The organism is Enterococcus sp. BWB1-3 (genome assembly GCF_016745275.1).
In the GTDB taxonomy this organism is placed as follows: Bacteria; Bacillota; Bacilli; order Lactobacillales; family Enterococcaceae; genus Enterococcus_L.
The window spans coordinates 44,937-63,785 of the sequence record NZ_JADOEP010000023.1; the positions used below are offsets into that span (position 1 = coordinate 44,937).

The following is an 18,849-nucleotide window of genomic DNA, read 5'->3' on the forward strand; positions in this document are numbered from 1 at the left end:
AGGGTATTAATAAAGCACGAGAAATTGTTAGGTTAGCTGAAAAAATGGATAATGCCTTGATTGAAGATGAAGTGTATTCATTGATATAATATTGATTATTGTTGAAGAAAACTATACTGTTTGATCAATGCTAGATTTAGGATGAGATGATTTAATCATGCGAAAAAATACATTCTATAATTTTGGACAAGAATTTCATCGCTTAATTCCAAAAAAATGGTAAAGAATAAAGGAAAAGAAAGAGTATGAAGGTACTTTTGATTCACCCGAAAAATCTTTGAATTATCATTATGGGGAGCATGGAGCGGAAGTTGGAGTAAAAGATATAAATCAGTATGTTAGAAAGGCGCAAGAATTCGCTAGAACTGCTAAAAAATCAAACCCAACTGGGGGAACACCTGGAGCTGTTAAGTATACTAAAAATGGCAAGTATGTAATATTAGGACCAGATGGAAAAATTCTTTCATTTGGATTGGAGAGGTAAAACTATAATGGATGAATGGAAACAGATAAAAATTGAAGGAATTGCAAAAATAGAAAAATGTGTAGGTGAGTTTGAAATTTCAGAATATTATATTAGCCCATGGCAAACATTTAAAATTAAAGTCTATGAAAGTCAAAGTGGCATGTATACTGGAGTATCAAATTTACAAATTAAAGATGGAGATGGTGATTTTTCTGTTTTTGTAGGAAATGGTAAGACAATATCTGATGCTCTAGAAAAAACGATTCAGTGTTTTTTTGAGCGGACAAGTCGAAAGCCGAAAGAAGAATGGAATATGGAAGATTTTAAAAGTTCTGATCCATATGATTTTTGAGAAATAAACTCGTTATGTAAATATCAACTTATATTGATAAACTCAATATATGAAAGAATGTCTAGATAGAAAGCTTATTTTAATAAGCATGTAAAGTATTTAGTTAGAAAAAATTTAACAAGCCCAAATCGCCTATCAACAGGCACGTGAGTATGCGATTCAAGTTGCCCAAGAAACACGTGTGAAAGCAGAAGCACGCATTCGTAAAATGTGTGAAGGTGCAAGCACGTTGTGGAAAGGTGCGAGTAAAACAGCATCCAATATAGGCAAATCAGCAGGTGGAGTGATTACAGATTTCGGTAAGGGTGCAGTAGCAGGAGTCATCAACTCACTGGCTAATTCCAATCCTGGCAAAGCAATAGCAGAAGCGGTAACCGGAGAAAAAATCCATGCCAATCTTAGCGGTGGGAATAATAGCCTTGCTTACAATCTAGGTGAATTAACCTCTTCTTTAGTTATTGGAGTAGGTGGCGTTACCCTAGCGGCAACTGGGGGAACCGTATTTACTGGAAGTGGAGCAGGAACTGTTTTTTCAGGAGGTTCCGCTACACCGGTGACTGTACCGGGAATGGCAGCAGGAGCTACACTGGTTGTTGCAGGTGGTGCAATAGCTGTAGGTGCGAGCTCAAATGCCATCGAAGCCGGACAAAATGTCATTCAAAACATTGTTGGTGGAGATGGTGGTTCAGATTTTGAAGATTGGGGTGGAAAGAATAAGCAGTCAGATGCTGAATACCATTACAATCAACATGGAGATGAAGTAGGTGCAAAAGATTTTAATGATTATACGAGGAAGGCAAATGCTTTCAAAGACATTGTGCAAAATAAAGGAAAATCACCTACAAAAGAAGTTTTTGGAAAAACTCCAAATGTTTTTCGATATAACTATAATGGAAAATATATTGATTTAGAACATATCATGGGAATAGATGTATTTGGTTTGCCTAAAATTATTGATTATAAAATTATTTCGTATGGAACAATCAAGTAAATAAGTTAGTAGAAGAATATATTTTGAAAATCATATTAATTTTCAAAATATTTTTGGAGGAAATCAAGATGTTAAATCATAAATTTTATGCCTATGATGAGAATTTTAATATACAGTTCGTACAAGAAACAGACTTTATTAGAATATCTAATCTGTTGATAGAGAGTCTAAAAGATAGACTAAATGAACATCTATTTACTGACTACTATTCAGAGAAAAAAGTTCATGGTCTTAGTGATAGCGCTACTTTGTTAACTAATAATGATATTTTATATATTAAGAAGTGTTTGATTTCAGTTGAGAACACTTTAAAAGAGAAAGAGATTGTAAAATTCTTGTTTTTTTTAGAAGACTGTATTTCTATCGGAAAGCAAGTATTACATGTAGATGGAAGTCCCTCAACAGTGGGGTTGGTGCACAGGTTTCTTTTATGCGATAAGGTTCCGGAAAATCTTGATCCTAGAAACTTCAGAAACAATACAATCAAAATCCAAGATCAATTTATTGGTGAATACTACGATGTTTTTAAAGATGTTAATATGTATTGGGATACTGTGGAAAATTTAGATCAAGGATTTAATTATTATGGCATAACAATTATTAGTCCTGATATAGCAAAACAATTGCTATTTAGGATGACAGAATATTTAGAAGGTAATAGGAGCGAAGCCGCGGAATATTTTATAGGAGATGATTATGAGACACTAAAAATGTTATTAAATAAAGGTATAACAAAAGGTGTATATATTATTCATTTCGGTATTTAATGTTTTTTATTGTTTTTATATTTTGACTCATGATACATTTTTGTAATCATGGGTTAATTACATATAGTATTTTGGATGTGGCAAATATAAGGATTACACTTCATTCATGCATCATGCATCATGCATCGAGATGATGCTGGTGCTGAATGGGTAAAACCGCTAATGCAGTAAGAACGTCATTAACATGGTTCAACGAGTTGCCAATACAGTTTCGCGAGCTGTAAGTCAGGCAGTCAGCTATGGCAGCAGTGCGGTTCGAACGGTTCAGCAAACCTATAATGCGGCAGTCAGCTACGCCTTGCAGGGTGTTCGCTATGTCAGCAATCAAGTCAATCACTATGCTGGACAAGCCACACAGTGGGTCGCAACCAAAGCCCAGCAAGCACAAATTGCTTACCAACAAGCACGGGAGTACGCAATTCAAGTTGCCCAAGAAACACGTGTGAAAGCAGAAGCACGGATTCGTAAAATGTGTGAAGGTGCAAGTACGTTGTGGAAAGGTGCAAGTACAGTGATTTCTAATGTAGGCAAAACAGTTGGCGGAGTTATTTCAGATTTCGGTAAGGGTGCAGTAGCAGGAGTCATCAACTCACTGGCTAATTCCAATCCTGGCAAAGCAATAGCAGAAGCAATTACAGGGGAAGATATCCATGCCAATCTTAGCGGTGGGAATAATAGCCTTGCTTACAATCTAGGTGAATTAACCTCTTCTTTAGTTATTGGAGTAGGTGGCGTTACCCTAGCGGCAACTGGGGGAACCGTATTTACTGGAAGTGGAGCAGGAACTGTTCTATCAGGGGGTTCATCATCACCGGTGACTGTACCAGGAATGGCAGCAGGTGCTACACTGGTTGTTGCAGGTGGTGCAATAGCTGTAGGTGCGGGCTCAAATGCCATCGAAGCCGGACAAAAAGTGATTCAGAATATTGTTGGTAGAGATGGTGGTTCTGAATCAAACCAAGATTATTACAAGAAGGGGTTGAAAGAGGTTCCTGAAGATTGGATTGAAGTGGCAGCGCCAGAAGAGTTTAAAATAAAAAGTGAGTCTTTTAAAAATTTTTTGGAAAGTGAAGGACATAATTCTAGCAAGTGGAGAAAAGTAGTAGAAAAATAGGCATCCCCTGATGGAATAATACTTCAAAGGAATTATTGGACAGATGGAAAAAATTACTACTATCATAGACCAGGGATAGAAGAGTTCTTTCCACATTAATATAGAAGAAGGTGATTAAAATAACAGTTAGTGTTGATTTGTTGAAAGAAAAATTAGATAGTTATTTTTCAAATAATATAACTAAGGAGCAGCTTGGGATATGGGCAAAAGAAGAGTATTATAAAGTTTTAACAGGTGAGTATCTTTATATTGATAAACTTGTAATCCATAAATTCTTGAAAAAAATCTCAGAGTTTCATATTAAAGAAGATGATAGAAAAGATGAATATCCTGCTACTGAGGAAGAAATCTGGGATATATATTCTATTATTAATGGTGAGAAGGACATTTCTTTTTATGGTTCAATAAGAATTCTCCAAAGGTATTTAGAAAAATTTCTCTCAAAAGAAGAAATCTCGAAAATCTCAAAAATAAAAGAGTCCATTTTAAAAAATTCGAATGATTACCATAAACAGAAAGTATGTTTGTGTTTGCAACAGATTAATGAAATCTTTGATCAAAAATGTATACAACCTACTACGATCATTGAAATGTTGAGAGTTTTCATTGTAGATATGATAAATAATATGATGACAAAATCAGTAATAGACGTATCATCTTCAAGTTTTGGTCTCTATCTCAGACCTGAAGATCGTACAGACCAAAAAAATATAAACAAAATTTTAAAATTAATTTCTTGTATTTTAGGAGAAGAAGCTTTTGAGATATGTATTATTTATAATAATGGATGTCCTAATATTTCATTTTTGATATAAAGTTGCTTTGTATTGTGGTTATTTTCAAGAGAAACTAGAAAAAATATGAAATAATCGCCAATAAAGATCACAAGTTAAAAAATCATAATTCTGAGAAGTTCGGTTAGGTGTCTAAAAATCAGAACTTCTTGGAGTACATAATTTGTAAAGCTAGTTTTCTTAGTGAATAAGGTGTGGAGGAGGAGAAGCAAAACCGTATCATCAGCAGGTAGAGTGATTATAGATTTCGGCAAAGTAATGGCAGAAGCTATCCATGCAGATTTAAGCGGAGGCAACAACAGTTTAGCTTATAATGTAGGTGAATTAACCTCTTCTTTAGTTATTGGAGTAGGTGGCGTTACCCTAGCGGCAACTGGGGGAACCGTATTTACTGGAAGTGGAGCAGGAACTGTTTTTTCAGGAGGTTCCGCTACACCAGTGACTGTACCAGGAATGGCAGCAGGTGCTACAATGGTTGTAGCAGGAGGTTCAATCTCTATTGGTGCAGGAGTAAATGCCATTGAAGCCGGACAAAAAGTGATCCAGAATATTGTTGGTGGGAATGGAAGTAATAATATTTCAGAAATATCCTTAGATGACTTACCTGATGATGCACAAGATATCTATAATAAATATGATAAAAATGGTTGGAACGGAAATGTCTCAGGACAGAGTCAGGGAACTAAAGCAGGAAGGTCTTATAAGAATGACGGAAGCGAAGGAAGTCAAATTCTACCAGAAATAGATGCTAATGGTAATCCAATTAAATATAAAGAATTTGATGTTAATAATAAAATCCCTGGTCAAAATAGAGATTCAGAAAGGTTTATTAAAGGAAGTGATGGATCAACATACTATACAGATGACCATTACAAAAGTTTTCAAAAAGTAAAATAGATAGGGGGACAAAAATGGCTAAATTAGACGAACAATGGATTGTTTTACCAGAGGAAGATGAGAACAAAATATGGGCTAAAGTTTATGAAAGTTATTCTTTTTCACCAAATTCAAACACAGAAACTTTTAAAATTAGAGAACCCCATGATGTATATAGCTGTAAAGAAGCAATTTACAAAGCTGAAACTGATCCCAATTGGTCAGAAACATTACGTAATATTTTTTCACAAGTATTGGGTAACAAACCCTATATGTTTGTTTTAGATTGGCAACATAATAGCTTCAAATATGATCCTACAAATACAAAAGAAAAGAAAAATCCAATTTTCATTTCAGATGAAAGTTTCATGGGGGGAGGGTACAATGTATATTTTCCAAGTTTTTATCCAGATGGAGATTACTATTTATTTATAGCACAAGATTTTAGTTGGGGTTATTTAACTGATCCTCAAAAACAGCAAATTTTTGTATATGGAGAGACTCTTAGAAAAAAAATAGAGGATCATAAGAATTTTTTACAATTTATTTATTTGAACTCTAAATAATAAATTTACGCTTTAAATGAAAATAAACTTATACAATTGTAATCAGTAGACTAGTTCATTATCGAGTTACTAGTGAAAGTATTAAGAACCCGAGCAGTTTGGACAGGAATTTAAATCCGAACTGCTTGGTATACATAATCTGTAAGTATGCTGAATGATGATGTATCCACTGTTACGAACAGAGCAACCTCTCAAACTGGCGCTATTATATCTGCTGGAACCTAAACAGGTACGCAGATTGTTATGGCAAATAATGGCGGTAGTAATAATTTTGATCCAGATAAGTACTAAGTTGGTCAGGGGAACAACGAAATAAGTGCAGCAATTCATCAGCAATCTTGTTCAATACGCACGATGAGCTTGCAGCACGGCAAAAACCTATATTTCACAGAGTGTTCGCTACGTCAGCAATCAAGTCAATCACTATGCTGGACAAGCCACACAGTGGGTCGCAACGAAAGCCCAACAAGCCCAAATCGCCTATCAACAGGCACGTGAGTATGCGATTCAAGTTGCCCAAGAAACACGTGTGAAAGCAGAAGCACGCATTCGTAAAATGTGTGAAGGTGCAAGTACGTTGTGGAAAGGTGCAACCAAAGCCGTTGGGGATTTCGTGAAAGAAAATGAAGGTAAGATTAAAGTTGCTTTATCTGTTACAGCGGGTATTCTAACTATCATTCCTGCAACTTCCGTTATTGGTGTAGGGATGAATTTAGCACTGGGAGTAGGGAGTGCATCCAATGCTATAACAGGAAAAGATTGGCTAACAGGAAGAGAATTGAGTACCACTGAAAAAGTAGTAGAGGGAGCCGGTTCTCTTTTAACTTTAATACCTGGTGCATCTAGCGCTTTGAAGGGGACTGCAGAAGCTGGGAAAAGCACATTAGTTAATAGCATCAAACAAGGGGTACAAAACGTTACTAATAATATGAATGGTGGCAATCTGGCCATGGCTGGAGGCGGGATACTCGATGATGCAGTGACAGTTATTGCTAATGGAGCCAATTCTCAAGCTGGTGCTATTACATCTACAGGAGCCCAAACTGGTACGCAAATTGTTATGGCAGCGCGAGGAGATGGTGGCGGAGATTCAAGACACGCTAATAAAATAAAGCCCGATCCTGATGCGACAGGAGAACACGATGTATTTAAATGCGATCCAGATACGGGTGAGATTACAAATTATAAAGAATATAAACCAAATCCTAAAAATCCTTCAGGTTTTGATGAAGTAAAGGGATATGATGGTGTTGGAAAGCCTCATACAAATAAAACTACTGGTGAGAAATTAATGCCACATGTACATGATAAAACAGTACCAGGAGGGGTTCGTGTCCCTAGACCGGATGAAATTCCAAAAACCCCATAAACTATTTAAAAGGAATGGTGATAATGGATATACTTCTATGGCTTCAAAAATGGTATCAAGATCAATGCGATGGTGACTGGGAACACTTATATGGTGTTAAAATTGATAATATAGACAATCCAGGATGGTCAGTGTCAATTGATTTAGTAGATACTTCTCTAATCAATAAAGAATTTGATAAAATCCGATATGACTATGGAGATGATAATTGGTTAATATGTCAGATTAAAAATAATAAATTTGAAGGGGCTGGAGATCCATCTAAACTAGTAGAAATTTTAACTATTTTCAAACAATGGGTTGAGAATAGCTGAAAACAGTTATTTAATGGGTGAATTTTTCAAGAACTTCGGATTGTCAATAATTATCCGAAGTTCTTGAAAGTACATATTATCGGTAAACATAGTTGGTAGTGTGAGCAATGCAATAACGGGCGAAGACTGGTTGACGGGACGGGAACTAAGTACGACTGAACGAAAAGTCATATCCAACAAATGGAACTCCTGGAGCAATAAGATTCACTAAGAATGGTAAGTATGTCATTGTAGGGCCAGATGGAAAGATTTTATCATTTGGATTAGAAAGGTAGGTATGATTCATGGGAACACAACATCGTTTCTATTTGGTAGATAAAGAAGTTGAGTGGAGAGATATACCGAGTAATTCTCAATTTGTAAAACTATCAGAAAAGCTGATTTTACAGTTATCAGACTATTTATTATGGATAAGATTTACAAGAGCTAATGGAACCATTGGAGATGGTTTGGACCCGTATGGTGTATCCAGTATAGATGGGGATGACTTAGATGGATTTGTAAGCTTAATAACAGATTTATATAATCTTTTTAAGTTATCTCCAGAAACTTTTGAATTAACTGGAGATTTTCTGGCCAATGAGGAAATATATGAGAAAAATGAGTTCAAAAAGAAAGATGTTTTAAACCAACTTATAGAATTAAAAAAAATAATTGAAATAGCAGTTCATGCGGATAAAAAAATTATTCATTGTGGAATATAAATCTTCACTGAAAGTGAGGTTAATGGTGTAAAGAAATTTGAATTTGCAGTTAGTAATACAAAAAAGAGAGAGAAAACCGTGCTTTCGATCATCCTGGTGGTTAGTTGATATTGATTTATCAGATACTAATATGGCAGATGTTAGTTTTGAAACATTGGGTTTAGATGGTAATCAACGAAGTATTGTTTACCGTGGATTGGAAATGAAAATTTATTTTGGAGACGAAAAATTTGAAATATTTTTAAGTAATGCGATTGTAACAGAAATTGAGGAGTTGGTTCTATCCAGCTTCTCAATCTACATATAGGCGTTGCTCTAGGAACAACGTTGGTAGGTGGTAGTGTGAGTAATGCAGTAACAGGTGAAGACTGGTTGACGGGAATTAAGTACGACTGAACGAGTAGTAGAAGGGGTATTCGGTACGATTGGTGCTGTTCTAGACTTAGGATCAGTAGTGAAATAAGCAGTAGGAACTGGATTGGTAGACGAGGTAGTGAAGCTAGTCACTCCAAGTGCTTCTGTAGCAGATGATGTTGTGAAAGCAGCTGTCGATAGTGGAAAAACAACTACAGGTACAAAACCACCATTGAAGATGGATCTTCAATATTTTGCGGATAAAGGAGATGATGTGGCGAAAGATGTAGGAAACTATTTAGCGACTAAAGCACCTAATCAGGTAACTGCTGGAACAAGAGTGTTACAAGGACAATACGTTGATGATTTGGGAAGGGTTCAACCTTGGGTAGCGCATTATGATGAATATGGAAGATTAGTTGGAAGAACTGATTATAACGCAGGAAACATTGCTCAAGATATACCTAATAGCTACTATCATACGTATGAATGGGGACTTGGGAAATCTCTGTTTGAATCAGGAAGTCACATACAAGGAGAATATATACCATGAAAGAAAATGAATTAATAACTAACTTTTACCAAGAACAAAAAAATATGGCTATTTAGACTCATTAAATATTTATCGTAATATGGAAGATGAAAGTTTGAACTACAACATTGATATGTCTCTATTTAACTTTCCTTATGTCGAAGGAGCTGATAAATTATTAATAACTTTCTATGATGTGAAAAATATCAAAATAAATAGTTTAGACGGGTTATTTAGATTGGTATTCCTTATTAAAGATATCTCTGAAAACCAGATGGAGAGGATAAAGTATAAGGTTATAGAAGATGAAAATAATCTATTTTCTTTTTATTGTAGAAAATTGAAATCGACAAATAGTCTAAATTACTACTAAAAAAAGATTTCTAAATAGAAAGTTGTACGATTTAACTGATGAAAATGAGGTAGATAGGTAGCGTTACCCTAGCAGCAACTGGAGGAACTGTATTTACAAGAAGTGGAGCGGGAACTATTTTTTCAGGAGGCTCCGCTACACCAGTGACTGTACGAGGAATGGCAGAAGGTGCCACGATGGTTGTAGGGATTTCGAAGAGCCTACCAATATAAAAATGGCTAAAGACAATTACTTGAAAAGAAATGGATTTGATGCCCATGAAGTAAAAGCAGACGCTTTAGGAACAACTAAAAATCTTGCTTAATATGACATCTATATTGAAAAAGATACTGGACAATTGTGGGTATATAGGAAAGGTGGACAAGGTGAAGGGATTCCTACAGGAGAATATATTAAATAAAGGAGATAGATAGTGCATGGAAAAATCTTCAGTGGTTATAGAAGTAAAAATTGTAGGTGATATATTAGACACTAAAGTGATTTCCGAATATTTGGGAGTTACTCCAACTTATCAATTTACAAAAGGTGAATACTATCAAAAGAAAACAATGCCTGTTTCAAAAGTTAGAAGTTTCAGCTTGTGGTCTAAAGAAATTGGTAAGGAATATACGTATGATAGTTCTGATTTATTGGACAAAGCCATAAAATTCATTTCTGAAAAAAAAGTAGGTCTTTCTAAGGTAGCAGAAAAATATGATTGTGAAGTTACTATGGAAATAGTGTTAGGAATAGAGGAAGGAATAGTTCCCAGTGTTGTAATTGAACCTAATCAAAGTTTAATTTTAGGGGAGCTAAATATCGCTGTTGACGTAGATATTTATGCTTATTCACTTTAAATTAATGAAGACTTTAATATCTGTTTAGAAAAACTGGCTGTACAAAGAGTGGGCAGAATGATCCTTATATTTCAACGACAAGTGATTTGGATGTAGCTAAAGGATTTAACCAATCTGGAAGTCAACTTGGTGTAGTTGAAATTGATCTAAGCAAGGTTCCAGCTAATCAATTGAAGGGTTACGAGAATTTTCCAAGAGTAAGTGGGCAAGAGGGGTTGCCATATCATTACTCAGTATGGCAACAAGAAACATCTATTTATCAGCAGATTCCACCAGAAGCAATAAACGGTTTTGTAAAATAATAGGTTTATAATTTGAAAGGAGGAGTATGAGATGAGTATAGAAGAAATGGATAGATTAGCTGAAGAAATCGATAAAATGATTTTGGATATCTTATTACCAGCTAGAGCAGAGAAAAAAATTGGTGAAAAAGATTTTGAAAAATTAAAAGGAATATTAAATGATTTGAAAATACGATTAAGTGATGCTCCAGTTATTTCGAGAAAACTATCGGGTATATTATTTTTTATGTATCATTATCGGATGAAGCAAAGTTTGTTGATGTGAAGTAGATTTTTTGTTCAAGTAGCTGAGTTTGAAGAAGATTTAGATAAGATATTTGGCGTGAAAAATGCATTTTAGTGAGTAAGAAAGGATAACTTTATAATGACGATTTACTTTTATAAACGAACAGAAGAATATGGATATATGTCAAACTTTGCTCATTATGAGTTTGAGTTAGATGAAGAGCACTGACCTACAAGTGAGCATTATTTTCAAGCTGCAAAGTTTGCGGATAAGGAGTACCGAAAGAAGATACAACAGGAAAAGAATCCCATGAAAGTAGCCAAGCTAGGTAGAAGCAGAGCATATCCTATACGTGAAGATTGGGAAGAAATAAAAGATGAGGTCATGAAAAAAGCCTTACTGTCAAAGTTTCAGCAAAACGCCGAAATCCGCCAACAGCTTTTGGATACGGGTGAAGAAGAGCTTGTAGAAAAAACAAGCAACGATTATTACTGGGGTTGTGGAACGGATGGCACGGGTAAAAATATGTTGGGTAAATTACTGATGGAAATTCGGGATTTTCTAGCAAAGGAAAAGAAATAGTCGTGTGAAAAATCAAGAAGCTCAGCTAGGAGTAATAATTATACCTTTAGTTGAGTTTCTTGAAGTACATATAGTGTATTGAAGCCCCTCCGATAAAAACAGGAACACAACAACCAAAAGAGAACTTAGAGAAATATTTTGGGAAACCAAATAGTCAAGCTCAGTATTATATCCCATCACCGACAGGCACGAGAGTATGCGATTCAAGTTGCCCAAGAAACACGTGTGAAAGCAGAAGCACGGATTCGTAAAATGTGTGAAGGTGCGAGTACATTGTGGAAAGGTGCGAGTAAAACAGCATCCAATATAGGTAAATCAGCAGGTGGAGTGATTACAGATTTCGGTAAGGGTGCAGTAGCAGGAGTCATCAACGCACTGGCTAATTCCAATCCTGGCAAAGCAATAGCAGAAGCAATTACAGGGAAAGCTATCCATGCAGATTTAAGCGGAGGCAACAATAGTTTAGCTTACAATGTAGGAGAATTCACTTCTTCATTGGTGACTGGTGTAGGTGGCACCTTACTTGTGACAGGCGGAGGAGCCTTATTTACAGGAAGTGGAGCAGGAACTGTTCTATCAGGGGGTTCATCATCACCGGTGACTGTACCGGGAATGGCAGCAGGAGCTACACTGGTTATTGCAGGAGGTTCAATCTCTATTGGTGCAGGAGTAAATGCCATTGAAGCCGGACAAAATGTCATTCAAAACATTGTTGGTGGAGATGGAAACAATATTAATGAAGTGGAACCGAGTGAAGGAAGTAAAACACCCTCTGATAAAGAATTTACAGAACATGGAGCTGATCAAGCAGTGAAAAGAGGATACTCAGCTTCGGATGTTGATAAGATAATTGATAATTGGTCGAATAAATTTTATCAACCAAATGGTAGAACCGTATACGTAAAGAGACAAACATATGGTTACGACGTTGTAATAATAGATAAAAATGGAAAAGGAGTAGTATCGGTTATTGGAGGAAACTCAAACAATGGTGTGGGTAATACACTACCGGATTTAAATGCTGTAAAACAAATGTTAAATAATCAAGGTGGTTATTCTACAATCCCAATGCCATAGTGAATTTCTCGATTTTAACTATTTTTATTTATATTAACCAAGTATAGGAGGAATTTAAATTAATGCCTAAAATAATGAATAGCTATTTTAAACCTCAAATTGATTTAGAACTAAATTTAATTCAAAATAGTTCGTTAATCTACAAAAAAGGAAATGCAGGATATCTTAATTGGTTTCCTATGGATTTTAGATTACAAGTAGAAGAAGAAGAATACACATTTGAATATATTCCCATCTTAAGTTTAGATAGTCTGGATTTATTATTTAATACTATAAGAAGTCTTTTGAAAGAAAAAAAGGAAAAGGGAATAATATCTTTAGATGAAGAGTACCAAACTTTTGAGTGTGGTGCGACAGAAGGTGAATTCAATTTAAAACTAAGAAACACTCATGATGAGTTTGGAAAAGATATCGTTTCAATAGAACTTTGGTTAAATGTAGCATATTTAAAAGGAAAATCAGTTGGATATAATAAAGGATTTAATTTTACTGTTTTTTTAGAAGACATAGACAAATTTTTTAGAGAAATGGAGTTACAATTATATAATCTTACAGATGGATATGAAGGTAGAATAACATAGACTCGTTGGATAGCTCCTGTTAGATTTTGCTTTATTAAAAGTAAATATTTGAGAAAATCAAACAATTTACAATCTATAGTTACTCAACAAGTTTACATGAGACAACAAGCTGCTTTAGCCATACACAAACGTGCAGAAGCACGAATCAGAAAAATTTGCGAAGCAGCTGACAAAAAATAATAGGTTCAAAAATTAATACACCACAATATAACCCTAAAAACGGTTATGTATACAGCAATACAAATGCAGTGCCGCTTGGTTCAACCGTAATTGCCAAGAGCCGCCGGTGGTTCTAGTTTCTGCGTTTCAGGTTGGGGCTGGGGAGTCGACGGAGTATTGTTTCTCCTTGCTAGTGGAATGTATTTGTATAATCAAAATATTCAAAACTCAGTTTTTTCAAGCTATGACAAATAAAGAAGCAACGGACACCGCAAAAGAACTAGATTTGGAACTTACGATGATGAGCTGAATAGAATAGGAGATTAAAATGCTTTATTATAGAATAACAAAATACGAGTCAAAGTATAGAGATCAATCAGATAGGTTTATAACGAATACATGGACTTCTGTTTCAGACATTGGAAGAGAGACTGAAGGATCAGTTTTACGTTATGATGATTATATTTCTTATGAGATAATGTACGTTCATTTTGGTTATGATTATTATATGTATGTAGGTTCAAGAATAGAACTTGACAGTAGTTGCATACCTTCAAAATTATTTATTGAGAATTTTAAATCGCCTTATCTTTAATTTTCTATAGGGCTACTTTTTACAAAAGTAGAGATTAGGCAAGTTTAAAGCTTTTCATAGAACTTGGAAGTTACTTATCCAAGTTCTATGTTTTACATAATAGGAATTCATATAGCTGTGAAGAAAACGATGGTTAAAGCGTTTTCAGGACGGTTGCCAATGTGGTCAGAGGGACTACGAAGCAAGTGCAGCAATTCATCAGCAATCCTGTTCAATACACGCAATGAGCTTACATCATGGCAAAAACCTATGATTCACAGAGTGTTCGTTATGTCAGCAATCAAGTCAATCACTATGCTGGACAAGCCACACAGTGGGTAGCAACCAAAGTCCAGCAAGCACAAATTGCTTACCAACAAGCACGTGAGTACGCGATTCAAGTTGCCCAAGAAACACGTGTGAAAGCAGAAGCACGCATTCGTAAAATGTGTGAAGGCGCAAGTACGTTGTGGAAAGGTGCAACCAAAGCCGTTGGCGATTTTGTGAAAGAGCATGAAGGAGCAATTAAGACTGTTCTAGGTGTAGGAACGATCATCTTAACCGTTATACCGGTAACTGCTCCATTAGGCGTGGTTCTGGGAACGACGTTAGCAGTTGGTAGTGTGAGTAATGCAGTAACAGGTGAAGACTGGTTGACGGGACGGGAACTAAGTACGACTGAACGAGTAGTAGAAGGGGTATTCGGTACGATTGGCGCTGCTTCAGGCCTAGGGTCAGTAGCGAAGCAGGCAGTAGGAACTGGCTTGGTGGATGATGTAGTGAAGCTAGTCACTCCAAGTGCTTCTGTAGCAGATGATGTTGTGAAAGCAGCTGTCGATAGTGGAAAAACAACTACAGGTACAAAACTGCCATTGAAGATGGATCTGCAATTTTTTGCGGATAAGGGCGATGATGTGGTAGCGGGAGCTAAGAAAGCTAGTGGGGCTAATCCTCCTAAAACAGATTTTGGCGCAGAGAACCCTGTATCTGGAAAAGATTGGAATAATTATTTTAAAGATAAATATGGTGCTGGAAATGTTAAATGGAAACCTAGTTCGTTAGAGGATATTATTTCTAACCCTGAAAAATTATACGGAAGCTCTAAAAATGAAATCAAATCTATATTGGGGGAAGGATGGACTGAGGCATCATATGGTTCAGCTGGTACTGGTTGGAAGTTTACTAACGAAGGAGATGGAATGGTATTCTACCACCCCGGTGAGGGAATACATGGAGGTTCATATTATGGATTTTCAACAGGTGATACTGGTAAAGTTAAAATTGTTGGGGAAGATTATATAGACTTTTCAAATGATAAAGCAACAATTATAAAGTTTGGAGGTAAATAGTAGTTGAAAAAATTATCTTTAGGTGAAAAGTTTGATTGGTTTATAGATACTTTAAATAAAAGTGGTATGTTCATTTTAGATTTATCTAATGAAGAAATAGAAACATTCATTTTTGAAGATTTAATTGTTGGTGTTACTTCTTTTCTCAGTAAAAATAATTTGAATGAGTTGAAAGAGAATGAACTAATTGATGAAGAGATTGAAAAAGATGCTTATCTTCTCAGAAAAAAAGTATTAAATATTGACAATACAAATTTGTGGAATATTGATAGTGTGAGACAAAGTTCTGAGTGGCTAGACATATTTAAAATTTCTGATGAGTTGAAGAAAAAGATTCATGAAAGATGGTCTGATGAAGAAATAGAATACTTGAAAACAACATAAAAAGGCACTTCACTATCTGATTGGCGTCGGATAGTAAAGCCTTGACTAGTAAGCTAGAACTCACTAATCAAGTTGCCAATAGCTAACAAAAGCTAACCCTCAACAAGTTGAGTATACCACAATTTAAGAAATTCTCCAATTCAAGAAATGGGATAGGCTGACGCTTTCTTGCCCACTGCTCGCCACTTTGAGTATGTAGAGGCTTCAAACCGAGATTGCCACTTATTGATTGAATAGAACTGGAGGACTATGGATAGAACCCAATATTTGTATGTGGGTATGGACATACATAAAGAAACCCATACCGCTGTATTACTGAATTACCTAGAAGAAAAACAAGGTGAAATCACCATTACGAACACCTTACAAGGATTTCACAAGCTAGAAAATTATGTATTGAAACAAAAAGGCAAACTTATTCCAATTTTTGGGTTGGAAGATGTGACACACTACGGCAGAAACCTTTCTATTTTTCTATTGGATAAAGGGTATCCTGTAAAAGAAGTGAATCCCTCGTTATCTTTTATGGAACGTATGAGTTATGCCAGTACCAAGAAAAATGATAGTTGGGACGCCCAATGTATCAGTGCAGTTCTTATGAGGCGTTCGCACCTTTTACCTGACGCCAATCCGCAAGATTATTATTGGACAATGCGTCACATTGTGAACCGAAGAAATGCGTTAGTTAAAAGTTTGGGAGGTCTTACACGACAATTTCATGAACAACTACAAGTTGCTTATCCAAGCTATAAACAGTTTTTTCATGAGTTAACTTGTGCCACCTCTTTAGCCTTTTATGAAAGATTCCCTTCACCCAAGCATTTAGAATACGTGTCAGAGGAAGAACTAGGGACATTCTTACGAGTGCCAAGTCATAACACTTGTTCAACCAATCGAGCGAGAAAAATTCTTGATTTAGTGGCACAAGAACAACAGACAACCTTAGACTATCAACAAGAAAGAGATTGCCTTGTTCGAAGTATTGCCCAACAAATTCGGTTTATCTTGAGAGAGATTTCAAGTATAGAGAAACTCGAAAAGCAAATGTATCGACAATTAGGGTATCAATTGGAAACAATTCCAGGTGTAAATATCGTAACCGCTTGTTCATTAGTCGCCCATATAGGCGATATACACCGATTTTCCAGTCCACACAAACTAGCAAATTACGCAGGCGTAGCCCCTTTACACTTTGGTTCAGCAGGAAAAGGAAAAGACGTACAGAACAAATCACAAGGGAACAGAAATCTCTATTCTACGCTGTACTTTTTAGCCATACAACAAATTTATCTTACGAACAAGGGAGAACCAAGAAATCCAGTGTATCGAGCGTACTTTGAGAAGAAAATATCCGAGGGGAAAACCAAAATACAGGCTTTAATCTGTATCATGCGAAAGCTCATTCGAATTATCTATGTGATGATGAAGAAAAAAGTTGCTTATGAACTCCCAGAACTGAAACAGAAGGCTGTAAGTTAATAGAAATGTGTTAGAATATTGTTAAACCAATGTTCTAACACACATTCTTAAAGATATATTTCAGCCCAGAGAAAGCCAGTGGACTTGACGTAGCAGAAGAGACAGTTACTTATCGCAGGGTTCAGGGGGGACAAGGGACTAAATCTAGTCAAGATAGAATTGTTGTAGATGGAGATGGAAATGTTTTTATCAACAAAAAAGATAGAGATTTAAATATAAGTATTGATAATGGAGAACATGCGCAACACTTTATTGAAAACAATAGACCTGGGGCAGATTTAATAGAAATTGAGGTGCCAAAATGGTTTGATGATTTTGTAAAAGAAAACATGATTCCACAGGCTGGTTCTAAAACCAACCCAGCAAATCAGGGAGGAACTGCTCCTAAACTAACTGATCCAACTACTCCAGGAGTAAGTGTTGAGTTTCCTCCTCCGTGGGCTGAATGGATTGAAGAGGTTGCTATCAGTTCCAAAGTCATAAAAGGTGGGAAATAATGAATTTAATACCAGATTATACAGAAAATATAATTGTAGCAGTTGTGTTAGAAGGAAATTTATTATGGTATGTTTCTGATAAAGAAATTTGGTTTTTAGATTATCAGAAACGTATTGAAGCATTTAAAAATAAAGGATATAGTATTAATATTGACTATATTGATGAAAGTAGAAAAAACAACTTGGTTCTAGATACCTCTAATGCTTTGGATTTTCTTAATTTAATACAAGAAAATGAAGCAACTGTTGAAGAATTAAGAGAATCTTTATTAAAAAGTAAAAGTGATGTAGATGACAGCTGGAAATATGATTATAGACCGAGTCTGTATGTGAATTTTGACAAAAAAATATTGTATTCAAATTACTCGGAACCATCTTCATATGAAGACTATGCTCCTGAATTTTGGGATTCTAAATATAAAGATTTTGAAAATGAAATTCCAAGTTCAAAAAAATATTGGCTTAGTCATAATGGCGACAATTTATTTAATGACTAGTTTAGGAAGGAATGTTTTAAAATGAAAAAAACTATTTCAATAATGACAGAAGAATTTGAAAATGAGCAAACTGGAGAAAAAGTTGAAGGCGTTACAATTATGGTAGATGGTATGCTAAAAGAATTTGTCAACATCGTTAAGTCTAAAGATTCTAAGTATCAAACGACTGTTGATGTCATACAGGATGCTCTGATGAAAGGTTTAGAAGATATTAAGAAAGATTTTAGTAAATAAAGATTACTCATAGAAAAAAGGCACTTTATCACGAGACTGGTAATCAAGTGACAAAGCCTTGACTAGTAAGCTCGAACTCACTAATCAAGTTGCCAATAGCTAACAAAACGCTAGCTGTATTTATTGTACAAAACTTCAAAGGACTTTTCTAGTTTTTTTGAATGTTTATTTGAAGTACAGTCAGCTAAATTGTAGACTATTGAAACGGTATTAGTGAGGAAACAGCCACTGATACCGTTTTTTCATGTATCAAAAAATTAAAGGGGCTCATTGTCAACTAGTGTTGGTGAAAGAAATACAAGAGAATAAAGCCAAGCAGTTAAGGGGCCCTACCTAGCTGCTTGTTTTTCATGCATGGATTCTGTTAATGAGGGTTCTTTGGAATGGCAACCCTTTTCTTGACAGTTTTTATAAGGTGTCCGATTTCAATTCGCGTTATTGTCCGATTGTCCTTGACAATGAGCCTCCTCGGATATGAGGAATACCGGCAGAAGCTAATA

25 protein-coding genes and 2 pseudogenes are annotated in these 18,849 nt (G+C 35.5%); all 27 read left to right on the forward strand.

Annotated elements, in window-relative coordinates; all coding sequences use genetic code 11:
• The first annotated feature begins 277 nt into the window (after window positions 1-277).
• The 27 genes and pseudogenes from IW492_RS14105 (at window position 278) to IW492_RS14230 (ending at window position 18,349) form a co-directional block, all read left to right on the forward strand.
• Complete coding sequence (locus IW492_RS14105; RefSeq protein ID WP_202068348.1) at window positions 278-484, forward strand: hypothetical protein; 207 nt, start codon at window positions 278-280, stop codon at window positions 482-484.
• 7 nt (window positions 485-491) lie between these two features.
• Entirely contained in the window at window positions 492-818 is a 327-nt protein-coding gene (locus tag IW492_RS14110; RefSeq protein ID WP_202068350.1) for a hypothetical protein, read from the forward strand.
• A gap of 181 nt (window positions 819-999) precedes the next feature.
• Window positions 1,000-1,809 (forward strand): hypothetical protein, encoded by an 810-nt coding sequence (locus tag IW492_RS14115; protein ID WP_202068351.1) that lies wholly within the window; start codon window positions 1,000-1,002, stop codon window positions 1,807-1,809.
• Window positions 1,810-1,877: 68 nt separating this feature from the next.
• Entirely contained in the window at window positions 1,878-2,576 is a 699-nt protein-coding gene (locus IW492_RS14120; protein ID WP_202068352.1) for a hypothetical protein, read from the forward strand.
• A gap of 184 nt (window positions 2,577-2,760) precedes the next feature.
• Window positions 2,761-3,690 carry a hypothetical protein gene (locus tag IW492_RS18140; RefSeq protein ID WP_236671928.1) on the forward strand — a complete coding sequence of 310 codons (930 nt, stop codon included), beginning with the start codon at window positions 2,761-2,763 and terminating at the stop codon, window positions 3,688-3,690.
• A gap of 110 nt (window positions 3,691-3,800) precedes the next feature.
• Window positions 3,801-4,505: a hypothetical protein gene (locus tag IW492_RS14130; protein ID WP_202068353.1), complete on the forward strand. Its 705-nt coding sequence runs from the start codon at window positions 3,801-3,803 to the stop codon at window positions 4,503-4,505.
• Between the two features lie 237 nt (window positions 4,506-4,742).
• Window positions 4,743-5,381, forward strand: coding sequence for a ribonuclease domain-containing protein (locus IW492_RS14135; protein WP_236671929.1), 639 nt, complete (start codon window positions 4,743-4,745; stop codon window positions 5,379-5,381).
• 14 nt (window positions 5,382-5,395) lie between these two features.
• Complete coding sequence (locus tag IW492_RS14140) at window positions 5,396-5,926, forward strand: DUF2716 domain-containing protein (protein WP_202068357.1); 531 nt, start codon at window positions 5,396-5,398, stop codon at window positions 5,924-5,926.
• 529 nt (window positions 5,927-6,455) lie between these two features.
• Window positions 6,456-7,295 (forward strand): pre-toxin TG domain-containing protein, encoded by an 840-nt coding sequence (locus IW492_RS14145; protein ID WP_202068359.1) that lies wholly within the window; start codon window positions 6,456-6,458, stop codon window positions 7,293-7,295.
• A gap of 23 nt (window positions 7,296-7,318) precedes the next feature.
• The gene (locus IW492_RS14150) at window positions 7,319-7,609 is read left to right on the forward strand and encodes an immunity 53 family protein (protein WP_202068361.1); all 291 of its coding nucleotides are present in this window, start codon (window positions 7,319-7,321) and stop codon (window positions 7,607-7,609) included.
• A gap of 284 nt (window positions 7,610-7,893) precedes the next feature.
• On the forward strand, window positions 7,894-8,313 hold the full coding sequence (locus tag IW492_RS14155) for a hypothetical protein (RefSeq protein ID WP_202068362.1): 420 nt from the start codon (window positions 7,894-7,896) through the stop codon (window positions 8,311-8,313).
• A gap of 130 nt (window positions 8,314-8,443) precedes the next feature.
• The gene (locus IW492_RS14160) at window positions 8,444-8,620 is read left to right on the forward strand and encodes a hypothetical protein (RefSeq protein ID WP_202068363.1); all 177 of its coding nucleotides are present in this window, start codon (window positions 8,444-8,446) and stop codon (window positions 8,618-8,620) included.
• Window positions 8,621-8,791: 171 nt separating this feature from the next.
• Entirely contained in the window at window positions 8,792-9,220 is a 429-nt protein-coding gene (locus tag IW492_RS14165; protein WP_202068364.1) for a hypothetical protein, read from the forward strand.
• A 668-nt stretch (window positions 9,221-9,888) separates the two neighbouring features.
• A complete protein-coding gene (locus tag IW492_RS18735; RefSeq protein ID WP_442896355.1) occupies window positions 9,889-9,972 on the forward strand; it encodes a polymorphic toxin type 33 domain-containing protein in 84 nt (27 codons plus the stop codon).
• Window positions 9,973-9,988: 16 nt separating this feature from the next.
• Window positions 9,989-10,408 (forward strand): DUF4279 domain-containing protein, encoded by a 420-nt coding sequence (locus tag IW492_RS14175; protein WP_202068366.1) that lies wholly within the window; start codon window positions 9,989-9,991, stop codon window positions 10,406-10,408.
• Window positions 10,409-10,494: 86 nt separating this feature from the next.
• Window positions 10,495-10,710, forward strand: a complete 216-nt coding sequence (locus IW492_RS14180) for a hypothetical protein (RefSeq protein ID WP_202068368.1) — start codon at window positions 10,495-10,497, stop codon at window positions 10,708-10,710.
• A gap of 31 nt (window positions 10,711-10,741) precedes the next feature.
• The gene (locus tag IW492_RS14185; protein WP_202068371.1) at window positions 10,742-10,975 is read left to right on the forward strand and encodes a hypothetical protein; all 234 of its coding nucleotides are present in this window, start codon (window positions 10,742-10,744) and stop codon (window positions 10,973-10,975) included.
• 201 nt (window positions 10,976-11,176) lie between these two features.
• Window positions 11,177-11,518 (forward strand): annotated as a pseudogene (locus IW492_RS14190) (NADAR family protein); the annotation flags it as partial.
• Between the two features lie 138 nt (window positions 11,519-11,656).
• On the forward strand, window positions 11,657-12,595 hold the full coding sequence (locus IW492_RS14195) for a hypothetical protein (protein WP_202068373.1): 939 nt from the start codon (window positions 11,657-11,659) through the stop codon (window positions 12,593-12,595).
• Between the two features lie 62 nt (window positions 12,596-12,657).
• A complete protein-coding gene (locus tag IW492_RS14200; protein ID WP_202068375.1) occupies window positions 12,658-13,176 on the forward strand; it encodes a hypothetical protein in 519 nt (172 codons plus the stop codon).
• Between the two features lie 423 nt (window positions 13,177-13,599).
• Window positions 13,600-13,662: pseudogene (locus tag IW492_RS18740) on the forward strand (toxin C-terminal domain-containing protein); the annotation flags it as partial.
• Window positions 13,663-14,166: 504 nt separating this feature from the next.
• Entirely contained in the window at window positions 14,167-15,258 is a 1,092-nt protein-coding gene (locus IW492_RS14205) for a pre-toxin TG domain-containing protein (protein ID WP_202068377.1), read from the forward strand.
• A 3-nt stretch (window positions 15,259-15,261) separates the two neighbouring features.
• A complete protein-coding gene (locus tag IW492_RS14210) occupies window positions 15,262-15,642 on the forward strand; it encodes a hypothetical protein (protein WP_202068379.1) in 381 nt (126 codons plus the stop codon).
• Between the two features lie 249 nt (window positions 15,643-15,891).
• Window positions 15,892-17,121, forward strand: coding sequence for an IS110 family transposase (locus IW492_RS14215; protein ID WP_202068381.1), 1,230 nt, complete (start codon window positions 15,892-15,894; stop codon window positions 17,119-17,121).
• 293 nt (window positions 17,122-17,414) lie between these two features.
• The gene (locus tag IW492_RS14220; protein ID WP_202068383.1) at window positions 17,415-17,618 is read left to right on the forward strand and encodes a hypothetical protein; all 204 of its coding nucleotides are present in this window, start codon (window positions 17,415-17,417) and stop codon (window positions 17,616-17,618) included.
• Window positions 17,618-18,115 (forward strand): hypothetical protein, encoded by a 498-nt coding sequence (locus tag IW492_RS14225; RefSeq protein WP_202068385.1) that lies wholly within the window; start codon window positions 17,618-17,620, stop codon window positions 18,113-18,115. Before IW492_RS14220 ends, IW492_RS14225 begins: the two co-directional genes overlap by 1 nt.
• 21 nt (window positions 18,116-18,136) lie before the next feature.
• The gene (locus IW492_RS14230) at window positions 18,137-18,349 is read left to right on the forward strand and encodes a hypothetical protein (RefSeq protein ID WP_202068386.1); all 213 of its coding nucleotides are present in this window, start codon (window positions 18,137-18,139) and stop codon (window positions 18,347-18,349) included.
• Window positions 18,350-18,849: the final 500 nt, after the last annotated feature.

Bases quoted from the DNA above. Each gene is read 5' to 3' on its own strand.
- IW492_RS14110 (WP_202068350.1), top strand. From the start codon at position 492: ATGGATGAATGGAAACAGATAAAAATTGAAGGAATTGCAAAAATAGAA.
- IW492_RS14120 (WP_202068352.1), top strand. From the start codon at position 1,878: ATGTTAAATCATAAATTTTATGCCTATGATGAGAATTTTAATATACAG.
- IW492_RS18140 (WP_236671928.1), top strand. From the start codon at position 2,761: ATGGTTCAACGAGTTGCCAATACAGTTTCGCGAGCTGTAAGTCAGGCA.
- IW492_RS14135 (WP_236671929.1), top strand. From the start codon at position 4,743: ATGGCAGAAGCTATCCATGCAGATTTAAGCGGAGGCAACAACAGTTTA.
- IW492_RS14140 (WP_202068357.1), top strand. From the start codon at position 5,396: ATGGCTAAATTAGACGAACAATGGATTGTTTTACCAGAGGAAGATGAG.
- IW492_RS14150 (WP_202068361.1), top strand. From the start codon at position 7,319: ATGGATATACTTCTATGGCTTCAAAAATGGTATCAAGATCAATGCGAT.
- IW492_RS14155 (WP_202068362.1), top strand. From the start codon at position 7,894: ATGGGAACACAACATCGTTTCTATTTGGTAGATAAAGAAGTTGAGTGG.
- IW492_RS14160 (WP_202068363.1), top strand. From the start codon at position 8,444: ATGGCAGATGTTAGTTTTGAAACATTGGGTTTAGATGGTAATCAACGA.
- IW492_RS14175 (WP_202068366.1), top strand. From the start codon at position 9,989: ATGGAAAAATCTTCAGTGGTTATAGAAGTAAAAATTGTAGGTGATATA.
- IW492_RS14185 (WP_202068371.1), top strand. From the start codon at position 10,742: ATGAGTATAGAAGAAATGGATAGATTAGCTGAAGAAATCGATAAAATG.
- IW492_RS14200 (WP_202068375.1), top strand. From the start codon at position 12,658: ATGCCTAAAATAATGAATAGCTATTTTAAACCTCAAATTGATTTAGAA.
- IW492_RS14205 (WP_202068377.1), top strand. From the start codon at position 14,167: ATGGCAAAAACCTATGATTCACAGAGTGTTCGTTATGTCAGCAATCAA.
- IW492_RS14215 (WP_202068381.1), top strand. From the start codon at position 15,892: ATGGATAGAACCCAATATTTGTATGTGGGTATGGACATACATAAAGAA.
- IW492_RS14225 (WP_202068385.1), top strand. From the start codon at position 17,618: ATGAATTTAATACCAGATTATACAGAAAATATAATTGTAGCAGTTGTG.
- IW492_RS14230 (WP_202068386.1), top strand. From the start codon at position 18,137: ATGAAAAAAACTATTTCAATAATGACAGAAGAATTTGAAAATGAGCAA.